This is a genomic window from Undibacterium sp. 14-3-2 (assembly GCF_016595265.1).
GTDB lineage: Bacteria > Pseudomonadota > Gammaproteobacteria > Burkholderiales > Burkholderiaceae_D > Undibacterium > Undibacterium aquatile.
On record NZ_JAENGS010000002.1, the window covers coordinates 233,345 to 253,469 of the forward strand.

14 protein-coding genes are annotated in these 20,125 nt (G+C 52.1%); 4 read left to right on the forward strand and 10 right to left on the reverse strand.

Annotated features, from left to right (window positions below; genetic code table 11):
- Nucleotides 1-10: 10 nt before the first annotated feature.
- Nucleotides 11-1,048: an AraC family transcriptional regulator gene (locus Undi14_RS05610; RefSeq protein WP_200178576.1), complete on the reverse strand. Its 1,038-nt coding sequence runs from the start codon at nucleotides 1,046-1,048 to the stop codon at nucleotides 11-13.
- Nucleotides 1,045-1,959 (reverse strand): diguanylate cyclase domain-containing protein, encoded by a 915-nt coding sequence (locus Undi14_RS05615; RefSeq protein WP_200178579.1) that lies wholly within the window; start codon nucleotides 1,957-1,959, stop codon nucleotides 1,045-1,047. The genes Undi14_RS05610 and Undi14_RS05615 overlap by 4 nt, the downstream gene beginning before the upstream one ends.
- Before the next feature lie 345 nt (nucleotides 1,960-2,304).
- Here Undi14_RS05615 and Undi14_RS05620 point away from each other — a divergent pair, with 345 nt between their 5' ends.
- The 3 genes from Undi14_RS05620 (at nucleotide 2,305) to Undi14_RS05630 (ending at nucleotide 9,382) form a co-directional block, all read left to right on the forward strand.
- Nucleotides 2,305-4,863, forward strand: a complete 2,559-nt coding sequence (locus Undi14_RS05620; protein WP_200178580.1) for a TonB-dependent receptor — start codon at nucleotides 2,305-2,307, stop codon at nucleotides 4,861-4,863.
- Between the two features lie 195 nt (nucleotides 4,864-5,058).
- Nucleotides 5,059-6,954 carry a phytase gene (locus tag Undi14_RS05625; RefSeq protein WP_234030433.1) on the forward strand — a complete coding sequence of 632 codons (1,896 nt, stop codon included), beginning with the start codon at nucleotides 5,059-5,061 and terminating at the stop codon, nucleotides 6,952-6,954.
- Nucleotides 6,955-7,219: 265 nt separating this feature from the next.
- Nucleotides 7,220-9,382 (forward strand): metallophosphoesterase, encoded by a 2,163-nt coding sequence (locus tag Undi14_RS05630; RefSeq protein ID WP_234030434.1) that lies wholly within the window; start codon nucleotides 7,220-7,222, stop codon nucleotides 9,380-9,382.
- Nucleotides 9,383-9,459: 77 nt separating this feature from the next.
- Here Undi14_RS05630 and Undi14_RS05635 read toward each other — a convergent pair whose 3' ends face one another.
- From Undi14_RS05635 to Undi14_RS05670, 8 genes are all read right to left on the reverse strand, one after another.
- A complete protein-coding gene (locus Undi14_RS05635; protein ID WP_186896764.1) occupies nucleotides 9,460-9,615 on the reverse strand; it encodes a DUF3096 domain-containing protein in 156 nt (51 codons plus the stop codon).
- Nucleotides 9,616-9,841: 226 nt separating this feature from the next.
- A complete protein-coding gene (locus tag Undi14_RS05640; protein ID WP_200178586.1) occupies nucleotides 9,842-10,336 on the reverse strand; it encodes a glutaredoxin family protein in 495 nt (164 codons plus the stop codon).
- A 214-nt stretch (nucleotides 10,337-10,550) separates the two neighbouring features.
- Nucleotides 10,551-12,968: a PAS domain S-box protein gene (locus Undi14_RS05645; RefSeq protein WP_200178589.1), complete on the reverse strand. Its 2,418-nt coding sequence runs from the start codon at nucleotides 12,966-12,968 to the stop codon at nucleotides 10,551-10,553.
- A 463-nt stretch (nucleotides 12,969-13,431) separates the two neighbouring features.
- Complete coding sequence (gene nagZ, locus Undi14_RS05650) at nucleotides 13,432-14,988, reverse strand: beta-N-acetylhexosaminidase (RefSeq protein WP_370589892.1); 1,557 nt, start codon at nucleotides 14,986-14,988, stop codon at nucleotides 13,432-13,434.
- Between the two features lie 199 nt (nucleotides 14,989-15,187).
- Nucleotides 15,188-16,198: an SIS domain-containing protein gene (locus Undi14_RS05655; protein ID WP_200179211.1), complete on the reverse strand. Its 1,011-nt coding sequence runs from the start codon at nucleotides 16,196-16,198 to the stop codon at nucleotides 15,188-15,190.
- Nucleotides 16,191-17,300 (reverse strand): N-acetylglucosamine-6-phosphate deacetylase, encoded by a 1,110-nt coding sequence (gene nagA / locus Undi14_RS05660; protein WP_200178591.1) that lies wholly within the window; start codon nucleotides 17,298-17,300, stop codon nucleotides 16,191-16,193. Before nagA ends, Undi14_RS05655 begins: the two co-directional genes overlap by 8 nt.
- Complete coding sequence (locus Undi14_RS05665; RefSeq protein WP_186896768.1) at nucleotides 17,297-18,031, reverse strand: GntR family transcriptional regulator; 735 nt, start codon at nucleotides 18,029-18,031, stop codon at nucleotides 17,297-17,299. Before Undi14_RS05665 ends, nagA begins: the two co-directional genes overlap by 4 nt.
- Nucleotides 18,032-18,057: 26 nt before the next feature.
- Nucleotides 18,058-18,987 (reverse strand): BadF/BadG/BcrA/BcrD ATPase family protein, encoded by a 930-nt coding sequence (locus Undi14_RS05670; RefSeq protein ID WP_234030435.1) that lies wholly within the window; start codon nucleotides 18,985-18,987, stop codon nucleotides 18,058-18,060.
- A gap of 291 nt (nucleotides 18,988-19,278) precedes the next feature.
- Between Undi14_RS05670 and Undi14_RS05675 the strand changes: the two genes are divergently transcribed.
- Nucleotides 19,279-20,025, forward strand: a complete 747-nt coding sequence (locus Undi14_RS05675) for a YoaK family protein (RefSeq protein ID WP_200179221.1) — start codon at nucleotides 19,279-19,281, stop codon at nucleotides 20,023-20,025.
- The last annotated feature ends 100 nt before the right edge of the window (nucleotides 20,026-20,125 follow it).

The following is a 20,125-nucleotide window of genomic DNA, read 5'->3' on the forward strand; positions in this document are numbered from 1 at the left end:
TCATAACGACTTAAATCCATTTCGCCAGATCGGCAAGCATACCTTCCCGGATTAAGCTGGGTGTCAGGCCAGTCCAGCGCTTAAACGAACGACGGAAATTATTCGCGTCGTGAAAGCCAAGATGCTGTGCCACCGCCTCATTGTCAATTTGCTGTGTTAAGAACAAATGCAGAGCAGCATGTGATCGCACCTGGTCTAACTCCGCCTGAAAATGCGTGCCGTGTTTTGCAAGATAGCGTTTCAGAGTCGCAGGGCTGCAGAAAAATTCCTGTGCTGCCTGATCCAGCGTCGGTGCACAGCGTATGTGTTTTAAAAGATAGTCGTACAGTGCATTTAATAAACTGGGCGTATTCTGTTTTTGTTCTGCGACACTCGCTTGCAACGCCATCTTAACTGCCACCGGATTGCCGCGCGGCCATCGCCGGTCGAGCATGTCTTCTTCAATCAGCATGGCATCAAAGTGGCAATTGAATTTCATTTCTGATCCCAGATGTACTTCATATTGTTCGATGTAACGCGGCGCCCTCCGGTTAAAACAAAAACGCCATGGCAAGCGTTCACCACTCAGCCAACGACACATAGCGACCAAAGCAGCCATGTGCATCTCCGTTAATACTGAACGCTGTGCCGGGGCTCCATAACTGTCCATCCAGTAAACGACAACCCAACCTTTACCGCGATTGAGTCTGGGACACATTAAGGGCGATAGTTGCGTTGCGTAGGCAATTAATATCTCGAGTGCTTCACGCAAACTTCCGGCGTGTAATAAAGCATGACTGACACCGTCAATATGACCCGGCAACATCTGCTCACCGATTAAAAAGCTGGTGTCGTTGGCATCCAGGGCTTTAGTCACGTTCATCAGTAAGCGTAAATATTGCTGCGGGCTGATCATCCTATGTGCGTCTTCGGTTGCCGCGATATCGATGCCTGTATCGAGCAATATCTTCGCTTCGCTTACTTCCCGGTTACGGGCAAATTCGATCAGCATCGCCGGATGCTGACGCATAGCGATACGCGCATCACTTATGTGGTGGTATGCAATCATGCTGCACAGGTGTGATTAGCGGTCGCCAGTTCTGAAGGCGTCGTCCCGGGACAGTCAATTCCACGGCTGAGTTCCTGCAACAGACTGTCTGCATCTCCGTCTGATACAGCGCTGGTATAGCGCAAACCAAGCCGCACCAGCTCGCGTTTTGCGAAATGACGCATTCCCTGCACCATCTGGCACAAATGTTTTGCCAGCTCATCGGCATCTGCCACAGTCGTTTCAGGCATGACGATCGCAAAACGATCACCGGCATAACGACACAGCACATCTTCATTTCTTAAATTCAGCAGCAGCATGTGACTGACCGCTTGCAGCACGCGGTCGCCTTCATGCTGGCCGAACTGACGATTAATCTGATGAAAGGAATTAATGTCCAATAAGACGACGGAACAAACCGCCGCGGGATGATTCTCTTTTTCCAGACGGATTTGCAAGCGCAGATAATCCGCATCACTGAGTTGCGTCACTCTGTCGTACGGTTTGTGTTCTCGAAATAAACGTTCACGCTTTTGTAAATGTTCATTCAGACTGAATTGCTCTATGCGCCAGTAATACATACCAGCCGTTAAAATCAGCATGCCGCCTAAAGTCAGGGTGTCTTCCAGCCAGTTATCCCAGACATCCTCCTTGGGGATCGCAAAAAACTCATCCATACAATCAGCCCAGGAACCCGACATGATAGAGGCGAGGCCAAGCGCCAACAGCAGCGTGACCCGCCCTTTAGGCCGGCTGCTAAGCGTCATCAGCAACCAGACACCCGCCATGATGGCAGTGCCGCCTTCACCGACAATATCCATCCAATGCCATTTATAGAACGGTTTGAGTACACCGACATAAGCGTACAAGCCACTCAAAGCGATCAGCGCGACGATACTCGCCAGAATCAGATTACGATGTAAGTGCAGCATGCAAGTCCCCGGATAAAAACTGGCGCGAGAATAACTGGCCTGCATGACAAATTCATGACATCAAAATCAATGACCAGCATTGCTGCAGCAAAAACAACAGGGGTGCAAACAGCTCACGTATTACCGCAAAAAACACAGCGAATTCATCTCTACACTCTTTGCCGTCCCCGATTACAGCGGCAATGACAGTGATTAACAACGTCAACGCAAGTCAATTCAGCTCATTTTTCCTCGTCGTCGCATCGTTTCCTGGACTATGCCTCTTTCTGTCTGATTCCTGTCATCGAAACGACATATTCGGGCTCCAGAATCCGCTCATTCTTTTTACTGATGAATGACAAAAAAATGAAAACCCGACAAAGACCTGCTGCATACTTTTCCAATCCTGACGTACAGGTAATCTTCCGCCTGTCGGCACTCACCATCGGCGTTCTTGGCCTGATCAGCACAGCGCAAGCGAACGACATCGCCCTCGCTGCTGCCAGTGATGTGGTCATCAGCGGACAACGCGTGAGCATGCGCAAAGCCATTGAGGCGCAAGAGAAAGCGAATAACATCATCAGTGTCATCAGCAGCGACGACATAGGCAGTCTGCCGGATAAAAATGCAGCAGAAGCGCTTGCCCGCCTGCCGGGCGTGTCGGTACAGCGCGATCAGGGCGAAGGCCGCTATGTGGTTGTGCGCGGTCTCGGTGCAGATTTAAATGCAGTGACGATCAATGGTGCATTGGTGCCTTCGCCGGAAGCGAGCCGGCGTGCCGTCGCACTGGATGTGCTGCCATCGGGTCTGATCCGCTCACTGGAGGTAACTAAAACCCTGCGTCCCGATCAGGATGCCAACTCACTCGGCGGTTCAGTAGAAGTCAAATCGCTGACAGCATTCGACATGCCGGGGAAAACGCTGACTGTGAATACCGGAGCAAGCTACGATCAGGTAACCGGAAAAACCAGCCCGAATGCGGGCGCATTGTGGGCTGATCGCTTTCTGGACGGGAAACTGGGCATTGCCGCCGGCATCAGCGCTGAGAAACGCAGTTTTGGTTCAGACAACGTAGAAACTGGCGGAGCATGGGATAACAACCGGCTCGGCGGCATTGAATTCCGCGATTATCTGCCGGAACGTGAACGCCATGCTTATGCTCTTAATCTTGATTATCGCGCATCCAGAGAGCAGCAATATTATCTGCGCAGTTTTCTCAGTGATTTCAGCGATGACGAGGTACGCGACCGTCTGACTGTCAGCAATTTCAGCGGTGGCAGCATCAGTGAAGGCAACACCTCGACTGCGCGTGCCGAACGCCGCCTGCGGCAACGTAAATATACGCAACAGATCAGTTCTTTGGTTGCAGGTACAGAGCAACACATCTCAGGCTGGAAAATGGAGGCCGCTGCAGCGTCGAGCCGTGCAACCGACGATACGCCGGAATCAATTAATGATGCACGGTTCAGAGGTACAGCTAACTTTGCCGGCGTGGGATTTACGGATAGCCAGTTACCGAAACTGATTGCACCTGCAAGCCTGTCTGATCCAGCCAGCTACGGATTAAATGCGATCACATTACAGCAGCGCTACTCAAAGGATACCGAGCAGCATGCGCAGCTGGATATGAGTCGCAAACTGACATTCGATCAGCTGGAATCCAGCTTAAAATTCGGCGCGAAAGTCAGTCGTCGCGAAAAGACCAATGATACCGATCAATGGACTTATAACAGCAGCAAAACCACCAGCGGAAATTATTGGGGTACCGGTTCCACTTCTCTCAGCAGTTTTGTTCAGGGCACGCTGGAATATCCATTTACGAACATTGGTGCAGCTATCAGCCCAGCTCTGATCCGCGCCCGTATTGCCGGACTCAACCGGGCGAATGCAAAACTCGCGCTGGAGTCCGCGATCAATGACTTCACGCTGAATGAAGATATCGATGCAGCCTATCTGCAGAATACATTTGATTTTGGTCACTGGAATATTCTTGCCGGCGCGCGAGTTGAGCGTACTAAATTTAACGCAGCAGGAAGCCAGGTCAGCGGTAGCACCATCCAGCCTGTTAATCGTGAGCGCTCCTACACCAACTGGTTACCATCGCTGCATACACGCTATGATCTGGACAAACATACCAGCGTGCGCGCTGCCTGGACAAGTGCCGTGGTGCGTGCGAATTTCAGCCAACTGGCACCCGGCATCAATCTCGCCAGCAACACAGAAGCGACGATAGGCAATCCAGATCTGGCGGCCTTGAAAGCATCGAATCTTGATCTGGGTATTGAGCGTCAGTTAGCGCACGACGGCGTCGTATCCGCTTACCTGTTTCATAAAGATATTAAAAATTTCACTTATACAACCAACCTTGCTGGCACAGGTCAATGGAAAAACTATACGACAGCAACTTCATACGCGAACGGTGACACGGCCAGCATTCAAGGAATAGAGCTCGCGTATTCACAACCGCTGCGCATGTTACCCGCCCCCTGGAAATATGTACTGATAGGCGCCAATGCGTCGTTTACCAATTCTGACGCCAATATCAGTCGCTTCGATGTTGCCAGTGGTAAAACGCTGGCACGCAGCATACGTTTTCCAGGGCAGTCGAAACGCGTGATGAATCTGATGCTGGGCTATGAACATGGCGCCGTCAGTACGCGCCTCGCGTTGAATTACAAGTCACCGTATCTGCTGGAACTCGGCTCCGATATTCTGGGGGCGGATCAGGATCGCATCGTTGAAACTCAAAAACAGCTCGATTTTTCTTTGTCATATCAGTTAAACAAACGCTTCCAGTTAGTGTTTGAAGCGACCAATCTGAACAATGAAAAATACTATGTTTATCAAGGGTCGCCACAATACAACGCGCAATACGAACAATACGGACGCACCTATAAAGTCAGCCTGAAAGCCAGCGTCTTTTAAGGCTCAGCAAAACAGCATGCCTGAAGGCTTCTGTGGCGGGACTTCTCCGGGTGTGCCCGCTGGAGAAGTCCGCGCAGCGCACTCGCCAGACATCTCCTTTCCGTGCTTTTACGCAGTCTGTGAACGCGGTATTCCTTTTATTTTTTCATTTTATTTATGCGTACTCTTTCTCTACAAGCTCATCTGCTGCTGGCTTTGAGTTTACTTACACTGTCACCGTTGAGCAATGCTGCACCGCCGGCTCCATCACTCCATGCATACGCGAAAGATGTGCCGGTAACACTTCAGCGGGCACAGGAACTGGTGAGATTGCCAGATGGCGGCTGGCTGATGCTGGACAAAAACAGCCTGCGCCTGATGAGTGCCGACGGCACGGAACGGGCACGCTTTCCCGTGCGGGCAAAGCATCTCGATACCCGCCCACATCCACAAGGTGCATACGCAATGTTGCTGGAAGCAGAGACTCAACGCAGCCTGCCTTTTATCGTAGATACACATACTGGCGAATTGCTCGCCCAAGCGGCACTGCAATCACCGCCATTCGCCCTCGAGAGTAGCTGCCTGTATCGTGATGCGCAACAACAGGATCACGTATTTTTGATCGGTAAAGAAGGAATCAGTGAACAATGGATACGCTACGGCAGCAGCTTTCAACTGCTACGCAGGCTTGCGTTGCCGCCACATATTCGTCATTGCCGCAGCGATGACAGCCAACATACCCTGTATGTCAGCACCGCAGAAACAGGTGTATGGGCAGTCAGCGCAGATGCCGAAAATTTATTGCATCACTGGCCTGTTGAAACACAGCGTACCGCAGTACAAATCTCCGAAGGTGCGCCGACAATCGTTGCCTTAGCGGGCGGCGTCGCAATCGTGGACGAACAAACGCAGCAACTGCATCGCTACCATCAACAAGGAACGCATTGGAAAAAATTAGCATCCCAGCCGCTCCAACAAAGCAATTTCAGCAAGCTGGCACGGGCGACCTCAACGAAAAAAATTACAACGACAACATCATCTGAGTTGCCTCTTTTACTGAGAAAAAACAGTGCAACCAAGGCTTGGCAGATGCACGCCATTTTCTGGAAAAAAACCCCGTCAACAACCGATAACAGCATCATTATTGCAGCCGATGCACAAACTGAGGTTGTCGCCCGCTACGGCGATGCGGCTGATGATCCGGCGATTTGGGTACACCTCTCAGACCCAACGCAGTCACGCATTCTTGGCACGAATAAAAAGCAAGGTTTGCTGGTCTATGACCTGCAAGGAAAGCAATTGCAGTTGCTGGAAAGCGGACGCCTGAACAATGTTGACGTACGCCAGAATATCCACTTCGAAAACACCAATGAACATCAGCGTTTCGATCTCGCGCTGGCAACACAACGCGATGACAACAGCCTGGCGTTGTACACAATTGCAAACGATGGCGAAGTACGTGAAGCGGCACGTCTGCCAACCACGCTGGAAAAAATATATGGGTTTTGTCTGTACCGTCCACAAATCGGAGGTCTGGAAGCATTCGTCAATGACAAAGATGGACGTTATCAGCAATACCGGATCAGATACATCGACGGAAATTTCAGCAGTCAGTTAGTACGGAGTTTTAAACTCGCGACACAACCTGAAGGCTGCGTCGTCGACGATCAGCGCGCACGTATTTTTATCGGCGAGGAAAAACATGGCATCTGGGTCACCTCAGCCGACGCAGAGCAAGCGGCGATATTAGATCTGGTGATGCCGGTCGGGAAGCAGCTGGTTGCTGATGTCGAGGGTCTGGCGCTGTATCAGGGGAAAAAATCGTCGTATTTACTGGTATCAAGCCAGGGAGATAACAGCTATCTGGTGCTCAATGCGCAACCGCCATACCAACTGCGAGGAAAATTCCGTATCGGTACCAATCTGAGCGCTGGTATCGACGGCACTTCGGAGACTGATGGCATTGAAGTCAGTTCTGCCTACCTCGGATCACATTTTCCCAAAGGCATGCTGGTCGTACAGGACGGCTACAAACGTTTGCCGGATGGGCCGCAGAACTTCAAATACGTTCGCTGGGAATCAATCGCTGACCGCTTGCATCTGGAAGACTGAATATGGAAACGATCTCAACAATTATTTCCGCAACGATTGCCACAACCATCAACTCATCCGGGAGTATCTGACCTCAGCCATCCGCTTTGACTGTTGCAATTCACCCTGTGCCTGACGGATGAGTCACAGGCTTGTCATTAAGCAACTTTACAATCGGATGACTGAAATTACTCTGTTTTTTCCTTTCTTACGGACCGCTTTCAGTTTTTCTTCTGGCATCTGATCCGTCCTGATGCGTCACTCAAAAAATTTAACAGGAATTATCATGGCTCTTCATTTTTTAAATGAAGGCAAAGCTGCAAAGCATTTGCTTTCATTCTGTTTGCCGTTGGCACTGATCGCCTGCGGTGACAGCAAGGATGCCGCAGCACCGGCACCTGCTGAAGCGGACACACCGGCCGTGGCCGTAATGTCGGATGTGCATTTTGAAAATGTCTACGGCGATCTTAAAAATCCCAAGTTTTCCGGCATCCCTACCGCTGACGGCAAGTTTGCGACTATCCGTACCATGTATGCGCAATTGACTTCGACCCGTCTTTTCAACGAAAACTATTTCGCCTTCCGTGGTGCGCTGGATGATGCGTATGCGCGCGGCATACGACTTGTCGCTTTATCCGGCGACTATTCCGATGATGCGCAACCAGTCAACATTGATGGCATCGCAGCGATACTGAAGGAATACCAGGCAAAAGGCATGCGCTTCTTCATCGCACCCGGCAATCACGATCCTAACGAGCCGTTTGATAATGACGAAGCTGGCAAAAGCGATTTTCTGACGGCGGAAGGTAAAGAACAAAAAGTGTATGCCGTCAATTATTCCGGCTGTAAATCTCAGGATGCCAGCGTTGCCTGTACCAATCAGTTAATGGAACTGGGCTACGAAAAATTGATCGCGCAACTCGGTGAATTTGGCTATATGCCGAACAAGGCTGACGTGTATTGGGAAACCCCGTTTTCCAACTATGGCAGCACAGCCTACAGTTATGATGCGGCGCTCACCAGTGCTGACGTCAAAAACCGCCAGTTTGAAATTTGCGCTGAAGGCGAAGGCGGCAGTTATAAGGCAGAAGGTGAAAAAAATCTCGGTAAAGCCTTTACCAGATGCACCAGCATTATTGATTCCAGTTATCTGGTGGAGCCGGTCAAAGGTGTCTGGTTATTGTCGATAGACGCGAATGTGCATATTCCTAACAGCGCGTTTGATCCGGTCAACGCCAAAGCATTCAAAGGCTTTGATGGCGCAGGTAATGCAGGCTGGAACAAAGTACTGACGCATAAAAAGCATTTGCTGGCGTGGATCAAAACCGTCACCGCCCGCGCCAAATCGCAAGGCAAACGCCTGATTGCGTTCTCGCATTATCCAACCATGGATTTCTACGCAAACCAAACCGACGCTATGAAAGCCGTCTTCAAATCTGGCGCCTTCCAGGTCACACGGGTGCCAGATACCGCCACAACAACGGCGCTGGCAGCTACCGGTATGCAGTTGCACATGGGTGGTCATATGCATTTCAACGGCACCAATGATTACAAAGATGCGGCCGGCAATTATTTCGTCAACGTGCAGTCGCCATCCTTAGCGGTATTTGGTGCGTCGTACAAGGTCGTCAAATACAAAGATCAGGACACGGTGGATATTGAAACAGTGTCCCTGAACAATGTGGCGCGCTACAACGAGCTCTTCAAGTATTACCAGACCGAATACGATTATCTGCAAAACAGCAACCTTGCTTCTGATATCGGCAAACGCTGGAGCAAGGATATTCTCAACACCAAATCCTATGGCGAATTTACGCGCTACTATTTTGGTGAGCTGTCACGTCTGCGCTTCATGGATGATTACTGGCCGTGCGAAATGAAAGAAGCAGCGACGACGCTTGATGCAAAGCAGATGTTGATTCTGTCGCAGTTGCAGACTCAGGTTACCTTCGCCCAATTGAAAGATGTACCGGGAGTTCTGCCATTGACTGCAAATTGTATGGCGAAAGGCAGTGTCAGCGGCACGCCGGTCTCCGCCAGCCAGTTGACTGCTGACTGGGCGGTGGCGACGACCAAAGCGGCCGCATTGGCAACCGCCGCCGGTTATAAACTGGATGATTTTGCCAAAATCACGGCGTATGAATTTTATGGCGACTTCCACCGTACCGTGTACGCCGGTGAGCTGGCCTTGCGTGATATGGGAACAGACCGGGTCAAACAGTACAAGGTCTTGATGAATGCATTCCCTGCCAATCCGACGGCAATCACCATGTTAAGTGGTAAGCCATCAGACCAGAATGCTGTCAACGTGCCGTTCCAAAATCAATTCAAGCAAGTATTCAGTATTCTCAAAGGCCTGGGATCAGGTAAGCCAAGTGATCACTTCACTGTCAACTTCAAAACCCAGACACTGACAAACAGTAATACCAGCTCGGCCAGTTTTAACTAAGACTGACTATTCAGTATCCCCGTTTGCTTCGCGGCAAACGGGGATTTTTTATTTAGTATTCGTGTGAATGATGTTCTTCAGAACAGATGAAAGCGCCCCAGACCCAGTATGCCGACCAAGCCGACAATAATCAGATACAAGGCGACAATAAAGCTGACTAATTTCGGTTTAACCAGAATACAAAGACCTGCAACCAGCGCCAGTACGGGCATAAGAGAAAGATGGATATTCATGAATAATCTGTCGAAAATAAAAATAGTAATGAGAGTCCGCTTAAAATGCTGCGCAATCAGCTCAAACCTGACCTGCTGAGCGATGGCACAGAGAGAGCATAGTAACGTGCCTTGCATTGACCCGACAGGAAAATCAGAACGGCTTACAGACAACGTTTCTCAGGTGCGACATTATGTTCATTGTCGTGAAAAAAACAGCACAACGAGCTTCTGCACTGCCGTCTGACTAATCCCGGTTTGCGAAGAATGCGTCGTAGCCTTCCTTCGAAAAGCCCTGCATACGCTTAGTGCCGGACAACATGAGCGGCACGCCCCGACCACCACGAACCTCTGCAAATGCGACCTTGCCATAGTTGGTGTCGATATCCACTTCCCGATAAGAAATACCTTTTCCTGCCAGATAGGACTTCGCTTTTTTACAATATCCACACCAGGAGGCCGAATACAGAATCAAGTCTTTACTCGCGACAGCAGAATCTGTCGCAGGATTTGCTCCTGCTTTTTTCAGGCGTTCAATCTCAGATAGAGTCGATGCAGGAATATCACTGGCAGGCTGATCCTTAAATTGCATCACTTTCTCCAGCCGCCCTTCTCTCGGCTGCTGGTCACTGAATACAACTCGCCCGTCAGGTGTCACCGATTTGTATATCGTGCCGGCCAGAGCGCCATTCAAAGAACAACAAAGCAAACCGACGATACATAAGGGGATCAGTGTACGCAAAATTATTTCTCCTTCAGATGGACTTCAGATGAATAACGCGAGCTAATTTCTGGTCAGTGTCACTTTGTGCGTGCGCTGAAAACAGAACGCTGCTCAGTGAAACACACATGGAGGGACTACGTCAAAAAAAGTGAACTACTGGTTCGACAGAACATGCTGGCTTTTCTGCATGTGCGGCATTTGCTACATGTGCAGATGACGCCGACGATTTGTATTATCGCGCCGTAAACAAAGCATTGTTCGTATCACCCGGTACCGTATCCGTATGGGGTGCGGTGAGTGGCAGATAAATGATGAAACGTGTGCCTGTGCCAACGATGCTCTCGACTTCAAGCTTTCCACCCAACATTTTAATGACGATATTGTGAACGATATTTAAGCCAAGGCCCGTGCCGCCACGCCCCATTTTTGTCGTATAAAAAGGATCAAAAACACGCGACATATGCGCCGTTTCTATGCCTATACCATCGTCAGCAAAAATAATTTTCACCCTATCCGACCCGATCAGTTCGGCATGGATAGTTATCGTGCCAGATGATCGTCCCTCGAAAGCGTGTGTGACTGCGTTATTAATCAGATTCGTGACAATCTGTTCGAGCGCACCGGGAAAACTGTCCATCTTCAGTTTTTCCGGAATGTCGACATGGAGTACAAACGGTGTCTTACGCAGCATCGGTTGCAATAAACTGGTGACATCGTGAACCACTGCCCGTAAATCAAAAGGACGACGTTGATCAGATACCTGATCCGCAGCCACTTGCTTGAAATTAATCACCAATTCGCTCGAACGGTTAAGTCCGCGTAACAGTATCCCCATGCCTTGCTCAGTATCCTGCAAGTATGCTGCGAGTAAAGAACGCTTTAAGCTGCCGTCATCAAAAGCGCTGGTAATCTCGCGGGACTTTTCCATCAGCGTGCTGGCAACCGTCAGGCAATTACCGATAGGTGTATTGAGTTCGTGCGCGACAACAGCGACGACATCGCCAAGCGCGCGCAATTTTTCCGAGCGCAATAACTCGGTTTGCGCCATTTGCAAATGTCCCATCGTCGAAGCGAGTTCATGATTCGCCAATTCCAGCTCTGCGGTTCGTTGTTGTACCCGTGATTCGAGCTCACTGTTCAACTGATTCAAGGCTGCGCGCGCTTCAATCTGCGGTGTGATGTCGCGGGCAATACCAAGGTAACCGGTAATTTCCTGATCGGCATTGGTCAGCGCCGTCACGCTCAGAGATACATGAATTTTTTTACCGTACTTGGTAATGTAAATCCAGTTGCGTGTCTCCATACCATACATAGTGGCAATGGTTGAAAAAATATCGATACCGGAAATCTCACGCCCGAATTTTTGTGATAATTCACGGCCGCGCTGTTCCAATTCATCGGCATCATGAAAATCTGCCGCATGTAACTGGCCGACACTTTCGTAAGCACGGTAGCCCAGCATTTTTTCCGCGCCACGATTAAAGATCGTGACCAGCCCTTCTTTATTGGTCGCGATAATTGAAATTTCTGAGGCAGCATCGAGTACGGACTGCAGATCGCGTCGCGCGGCTTCCACCTTAGTTTCAGCCTCCAGACGATCGGTAATATCCTTACAGATCGCAACGATGTGTCTGGCACCGTCAACCTCAACGATAGCAGCAGACAGCAATCCAGATTTGAATTGGCCGTCCTTGGTCTGCATTTTCCCCTGAAAATCACTCACCGTACCTTGCACGGCGATCATACTGGTCCAGATTTTTCGCTGTTCAGGATCTGACCAGATACCCAATTCCAGTGATGTTTTTCCTATTGCATCTTGCTTGCTATGACCTGTGAGTCTTTCAAATCCGGCATTCGCATAGAGTATGCGGCCAGTATCAAACTGACTCAACGTCATATAGTCAGGCACGGCTTCGAACACCGCCAGCAGACGATTTGCCGTTTCGCGCTGCTGCTGCTCGCTATGCCGGAGTGCAGCAATTTCATTCGCCAGTTGATCACTCATTACATTCAGCGCATGACCGACAACGCCGATTTCATCCTGCCCCGTGTACTGAACTTTTGTATCAAACTCTCCGGCCGAAATAGCATTGGCAGCGGCTTCCAGTTGTCGTAAATGACGGGTCAGCCATAGCCCCAGTAAAAACAGGAAAATCGTCGAGAGTATGACTTCGAAAAAAGAGATCAGAACAGATTCTTCAAATAATTTTTTTTGTGCGTCCTGGACAAACCGGGTTGATAATCCAAATACCAGTTCACCATGATTGATGCCGCCAGACACGATGGGAACGCGCACATCCTGCCGGTCGCTGGCAACGGGCAATTGCAATGCATCGCTGGTGGCGGGCAAGGATTTAGTCCAGCCAGAATGCAATATCAGCTGATGTTCCTGACCGAACAACAAAAAATAATCGACGCCATGTTCATGTGTACGGAAGATATCTCGGATGGCGCCATAATCTTTTTGCGCCAGCGATGGTGCGATTGCAGTGCTGAGTAAATGCGACATTTCCCGCGCCCGCATGTCTGTCAGTTGCGATAAATTTCTTTCATTGAACCGCAAGCTGTTTCCGACAAGGATAGACAGCATCACAACTTCGACGAGCACGCTGACGAGAATCAGCTTCCAGCGCAAAGACAGCTTCAACATTACCTCGCCTGCTCCACACGGGTGTCAGGCGCATCCGCCTGCAAGCAAAACGACAACGCGAAAAAAACAGCATGACTGACTGGCGTGCATTTAGATACCGGCATCAGCGGCGTGTGGAATTCCATCGACATCATTAAGACCTTGTCTCCTTTGTCTGCCCGCTATGCCAGCCCCCTCTGATCTGAGTCAGAGGTCAATTCGTCAGGAAGCGAACAGCACATTTATTTGCAGGTATTGCCGCATATTATCCGATAGCAGTTCGCTTTTGCCGATCAGCACAGGGGAAAAATGACATTCGTTCACATGCGGTGTTTCTGATGCAACAAACCACGTGTTATCCGTAAGTTTAGCGTCAGCATCCGGCGAATTTCAGGTCGAATATTCAAACCAAATGATTTGCGGAATACCAATTTTTTGCATTGATATTCCACAAAGCTTACTCCGATCCGAACTAGGTATATGTTCAGTGTCGCTGGCCAGTAATATCCATAGGAATGCGTCCTTGTGCACTGACTTCACCAGCCAGCCACGCGTGTACGGCCTCGATTGCAGGTGGGGCGAAACCGTAAGTGATCAGCGCCGGTGCCTGAATATCGAGCATGTGAAATGGATTCCACAACACCAGATGTAGATCTGGTTTCCATGATTTGCGCGCTGCTTCGCCATAGCGTATCCGTACGGTAGAAGCGAGGATGACGAAGCGATCATCCTGCGGCAGACTGTGCCAGTCAAAGTGCGCTGCGTCGCTGAAAGTCACGGTCTCGACATCATATAAACCGGCCAGCATGGTCGCCACTTTGTCGGCACGGATACCCGATTCAGAAACGCCGTCACTGACCGCATCGGCACGAATCACCAGACGCACCCGGCTGCCCTTTGCGGGCGGCTGCGGATCACCGGTGCTGGTCAAGCCGCGCTGCCACGCATGCGCCATCAACAAGCGGTCGGCGGCATCGGTCTGATAGTCCGTGTCGGTACACGGATAGGCCGCTGTCAGTTCACTTATGCGCTGCAGTTTCTGCTGTACTGCCTGGCAAGAAATCTGCCCAGACAGTATGATTTCCATGAGTGCTGCCAGCGTTTCGGTTTGCGCCTCCCGGCTGCCGATCGCCATCACCATATCAGCACCGGCCAGCAATGCTTTCACCGCCGCATTGCCGACGCCGTAGCGACCGGCAATCGCCTGCATATCCATGCCATCGGTAATCACGACACCGCGATACTGCCACTGCTCGCGTAATAAATCCGTCAGTATCGTCGGCGACATCGTCGCCGGGTTGTCGGCATCCAGCGCCGGATAAACAATATGCGCCGTCATCATCGCCGGTGCATTGCGGCTGACAGCGATCTGGAATGGTGCGAACTCCATTGCCTGCAATTCGGCCAGCGATTTATTGACAGTCGGCAGCGCCCGGTGGGAATCAACATTGGTGTCGCCATGCCCGGGAAAATGTTTAACGCAACACGCCACGCCTTCGGACAGGCTGCCATCCATCCACGCCAGCGCCAGCGTGCTGGCACGCTGCGGATCGGCGCCGAATGAGCGTTCGGCAATGACAGGATTATCGACGTTATTATTCAAGTCCAACACCGGTGCGAAATTCCAGTTGAAGCCCAGCGCCTTAATGCCACGGGCAACCGCGGCGCCGACCTGATAACACAGATCGGCATCGTCACTGGCACCCAGCGCCATGGCGGACGGCGGTTGTGGCACCCAGGTTGGCCGCACGACTGCGCCGCCTTCCTGATCGAGCGCGATCAGCGCTTCCGGCCCCATCACCGCGCGCAGATCGGATGTCAGCTTTTTGAGTTGCGCTTCGTCCGTCATATTATTGCGGAACAGGCAAACCGCGCGGATATGATGCTCGCGTATAAACTGCGCCAGATTCTCATCCATATTGGTGACGCTGATGCGCACCATCACCAGTTGCCCGGCCAGACGCATTGCTTCGTCCAAGCTCAGCGGCGCGGTATGAGGATGTTGCTGATCAACAGGCAGGGCAGGATTGGTATTTGTCATAGGTATCTGGTGGCTGGTGTTACTGATGTTGCTGATGTTGCTGCTATTGCCGGTCTTGTTCCGACCCGGCACATGCGTCTGAAGATGGATACTCCCCCTGTTTTTATACAAATCACCCCTATTGTCAGCATAGAATAAGGGGCTTAAAACATACTGGGGGGGAGTATATATCAGGCAAAAATCCGGTCATTTCGCTGATTTAACTGGTTCTGGTCACTTTACTCAAATGGCGCGGCTGATCGGGGTCTAGCCCACGCGCGACCGCCAGTTGCGCTGCCATCACATAAAACGCCTGAATCGCAACGATGGGATCAAGATCCGGCGTCGCTGCCACGGGCAGAGTCAAATTGCGTTCACCTACATTATCTGGCGCGGCCAGCAACACATCGGCGCCGCGGCCGCGCATGTCTTCTGCGAGCCGGATCAGACTTTCCTGTGCCGGGCCGCGGGTCGCCAATATCAGCAACGGATAACCTTCTTCGATCAAGGCCATCGGGCCATGTTTGATTTCTGCGCCGCTGAAGGCTTCTGCCTGTATGGCCGAGGTTTCCTTGAATTTCAACGCCGCTTCCAGCGCCACCGAAAAACTAATGCCACGGCCGACCACCATCATGCGCTGCGCCGGTACCAGTACATCCAGTGCCGCCGACCAGTCTGTTTTGCTGGCAGCATCAAGCGCGGCGGGTAATTGTTCTATCGCGTTCAGCAATACCGCATCGTTTTGCCAGTGCGCGACCAGACGGGCAGCCGCCACCAGCGAGGTGATGAAACTTTTGGTGGCGGCAACGCTGCGCTCCGGCCCAGCATGCAAAGGCATCGTCCATTCTGCTGCCGCCGCTAACGGCGAGCTGACATCATTCACCAGCGCCACCGTGGTCGCACCGGCATCACGGAAATAGCGCATGGGTTCAACCACGTCCGGGCTTTGTCCCGATTGCGAAATCGCAATCGCCAGCGCGTCTTTAACCAGCAACGGTGCATGATTCAGGGTCACCAGTGACAGCGGCAACGAAGCGACGATACGGCCCAGGCGCGCCATGATCAGATACGCCGCGTAATTGCTCGCATGATCAGAACTGCCGCGCGCAATCGTCAGCACCGACGACGGTGGCTGCGCCCGCAAATGCGCCCCCAGCCTAGCATAACGATCCCCATCATGCGTCAGTTGTATGGCGACCTGTTCTGCGGAAGCACAGGCTTCTTTAAGCATTTGCGAATTCAATCTTTTCTCCTTCGGTATAAACGGCCAGCAATTGCAACTGTTGATCGAGCACGACGATGTCGGCAAATGCGCCCAGCGCTAAGCGACCACGTTCAGGCAGCCCGAGATAATCAGCGGCATAGGTGGAAACCCGGCGTGCAGCATCATCCAGCGTCAGGCCTATGCTGACCAGATTGCGCAGCGCCTGATCCATTGTCAGCGCACTACCTGCCAGCGAACCATCGGCCAGACGCACGCCGCCCAGACATTTATGCACACGTTGCCGCCCCAGCATGTATTCGCCATCAGGCATGCCAGTGGCGGCGGTTGAATCAGTCACGCAATACAAATACGGTATCGCTCTTAACGCAGCTTTAATCGCGCCCGGATGCACATGCAGCAGGTCGGGAATAATTTCTGAATACTGCGCATGCGCGAGCGCTGCGCCGACCATGCCGGGCGCGCGGTGATCGAGCCGTGACATGGCGTTGTACAAATGAGTGAAGCCGCTGGCGCCATTCTCCAGCGCGGCGACACCTTCTTCATAACTGCCGGTGCTGTGACCGAGCTGCACCCGTATGCCCAGCGCCGTTAAATCGCGCACCAACGCCAGATGACCGTCCATTTCAGGCGCTAAGGTAATCAATTTAATGGCCGCAATCGCATCAAGTGCCTGCACCTGCGCGACCGAGCCTATGCCCGCAAAGGCGGGCTGGGCACCGAGTTTTCCCGGATTGATATACGGCCCTTCCAGATGCACGCCCAGCACACGCGCGGTGCCTGCGGGGCGCTGCTGTATCAGCGGTTGTATTGCACTCAGCGCTGCTTCAATATCGCTCAGCGGTGCAGTCATGGTGGTCGCAAGCAAACTGGTGGTGCCGTGTTGCGCATGCAGGCGGGCGATGGTTTCGACTGCATTCCCCGCTTCCATGGTGTCTTTGCCGCCTGCACCATGCACGTGCAGATCAATAAATCCGGGCAGGATGTAATGGACGGTATCGCGCGGCAGCGGCGCGCTCTGGATACGCTGAATTTTTTCGCTGAAATTGATCGTGCCGTGTACCCAGCCATCCGGCGTGAGTATCTGTCCGTGTAATTGCTGATCGCTCATCTGAATAACTCCGCGACAAAATCGTAATAGTCACTGCGGCAATACGAATGCGTCAGCTCGATTGCGCTTCCATCTGGCAGATAACCGATACGGGTAATGAACAGCATCGCAGCGCCGGGCTTGATATCCGCGAGGTGTGCCTGTTCCGCTGTCGCATTGATGGCGCGGATATGCTGCAAGGCGCGTGTCGGTGCGCAATGATGGGCATCGAGATAGCCGTATAAACTGTCCGTCACCAGTTGCGGCTGCGGCATATACGCCGCCGGGATGGTGGTGGTTTCTATCGCCATAACCACATTGTCTGCGGTGCGTAAGCGTTTCAGACGCGAGACCGCGGTATTCGGCGATAAACCCAGCGATAAAATTTCTTCCGGTGAAGCGATGCCGCTGTCACGTTGTATCCAGCGCGAGCCGGGCACAAAACCACGCTGGCGTAATTCTTCGCTGAAGCTGGTGAGGCGGGATAAAGGCTGTTCCAGTTTCGGGGTGATGTAGGTGCCGGAACCATGGCGGCGGCTCAGCAAGCCGCGCTCGCATAACATCGCCAGCGCCTTGCGTGCGGTGACACGCGAAATTTCCAGCGTCTCTGCCAGCAGGCGTTCGGACGGCAAGGCTTCATCCGGCTGCCAGCGTCCGCTTTGTATGCCTTGTGCCAGCTTGTTCGCCAGTTGCAGATACAAGGGCGTGGCATTGTCGCTATCAGGTTTGAAATCGCGCAGGGAAGACAGCATGTCGCCTCGATCTTTTCAGTATGGATTCAGGTTGAACGTAAATGTTGTTGCAGCAAAATCAGCGCACCGCTGGCGGAATCGCCCAGAGGCGCGCGCACTCTTTGTCGCAAGGTATCTGGCAGAAACGGCATCAGCGCAGCGGCCAGTCCACCGCACAGCGCCAGCGGCAATGCATGTGCTGGATCAAGCGCATCTGCAATCGCCTCTACTTCGCGCCCGGCATCAAGCAACATATCGCGCGCAAACGCTGATTCTGCCGCGTGTTGAAAGACCAGCGGTGCCACTTCCGCATAACGGGTCTGGTTCGCTTGTGCCAGCCATCTGAACACCGCATCTTTGTCGCCCCCGCAGTGGGCATAGATGGCATCGGCAAAACGGCTGCTGGTGGCGCGACCGTCCAGCACGCGCTGCAGATAATTAACTGCCCGCATTCCCAGCCACGCCCCGCTGGCTTCATCGCTGACAGGAAAACCCCAGCCGCCAACTTCACGCCGTTGTCCATCGCTTTGCAAAACCTCACCGACACTGCCGGTACCAAGCGCAATCACTGCGCCCGGCGCACCCTGATGCGCACCAATCAAGGTTGTACCGGCATCGGTTTCTGTCAGCAGCAGCGCAAATCCCGGATTGAGCGCCTTCAGTTCGGCGGCCCATTGCGTATTATTCACGCCGGAAAGGCCGCACGCGATAGCGATCACAGACAAGGCCGGAAGCGCCAGATTTGCCTGCGCAAATGCGTCGGCGATGGCCAGCAGAATCGCATCCCATGCCTGTTGACGGCCATGCGCAAGCGCTGAAGGCCCTGCAATGCCGCGTGCCAGTGGCATTCCATCTGGGTCTGCCAGCACGACCCGCGTACCAGTACCGCCACCATCGACGCCGATCAGGTAAGCGATTGCCGGCGCTGTCTCACAGCACGGTTTTGTCTGCGCTTTTGTCATCAAGAGTTTGTTCATCCTTTTTTTGCGGCACGCTGAGAAACGGGTTTCTTCAGCCGATCCGTCTTGCGCATATGCAGAAATTCCGGGCTGAGATTGCTCCACTGAAAAACCAGGTACGAATGTAATTATTTTCATAGTGGTCGTCAATAGGTATTTAAGTGGTATTGCAATTAAGCACAAGCTAAGCATCATCTTTTTCTATTAGCAATGCACACACCGTGCCAGAACATTCACAGCACGCCCCTGTGTCGGTTACACTAAGGACCAGGTTTTCATCACTTAAGGCCGTCTGCGATGCCCATCTCCATTCCGATTAATTACCTCGCCAAACTGACATCTCCCAAAAGAACGCCGCGCTCGAATATGCATCTGGGCATTACCCTCGCCTGTATTGCCGGTGCGGTGAATGCTGGTGGCTTTCTTGCGGTCGGTCAGTACACGTCGCACATGACAGGCATGATTTCCAGCGCGGCCGACGATCTGGTTCTCGGTAAATTTATCCCTGCATTTGCCGCGATCTTTATGCTGATTGCATTTGGCTGGGGCGCCGCCTGCACCTCGCTGATGGTGAACTATGCAAAACGCAATCACATGCGTTACATGTACACACCGGTGCTGCTGCTGGAATCGGTCTTGTTGCTGGTGTTCGGTCTGGTCGGCACAGAATTACAGGAGCACGCGGTCGTGACGGTTTCGTTCACAACAGTGCTGCTGTGTTATCTGATGGGCTTGCAAAACGCCTTGATTACCAAAATTTCACGGGCCGAAATCCGCACCACGCATGTGACTGGTCTGGTAACCGACATCGGTATAGAAATGGGGAAACTGATTTACTGGAATAAAAATAAAGACGAGCTGCATCCCGAGCAGGAAATCAATGCGAATCTGCAAAAACTGCGCCTGCACTTGCGTTTGGTCATCGCATTTTTTATCGGCGGCATTCTCGGCGCAACCGGTTTTAAACATGTCGGTTTTATCTCTACCGTGCCACTGGCCGTCGCGCTGATCATCTTATCCCTGGCACCGAATATCAAAGAACAGCTGAAGCAATGATGAAGTCATTAACTAAAACCACCCTCACGCCAGACATATATCCAAGAATGTTCAGTAGCTTGAATACAAAAAAATGAGATAAAAAGTCAGAGAAGAAGTG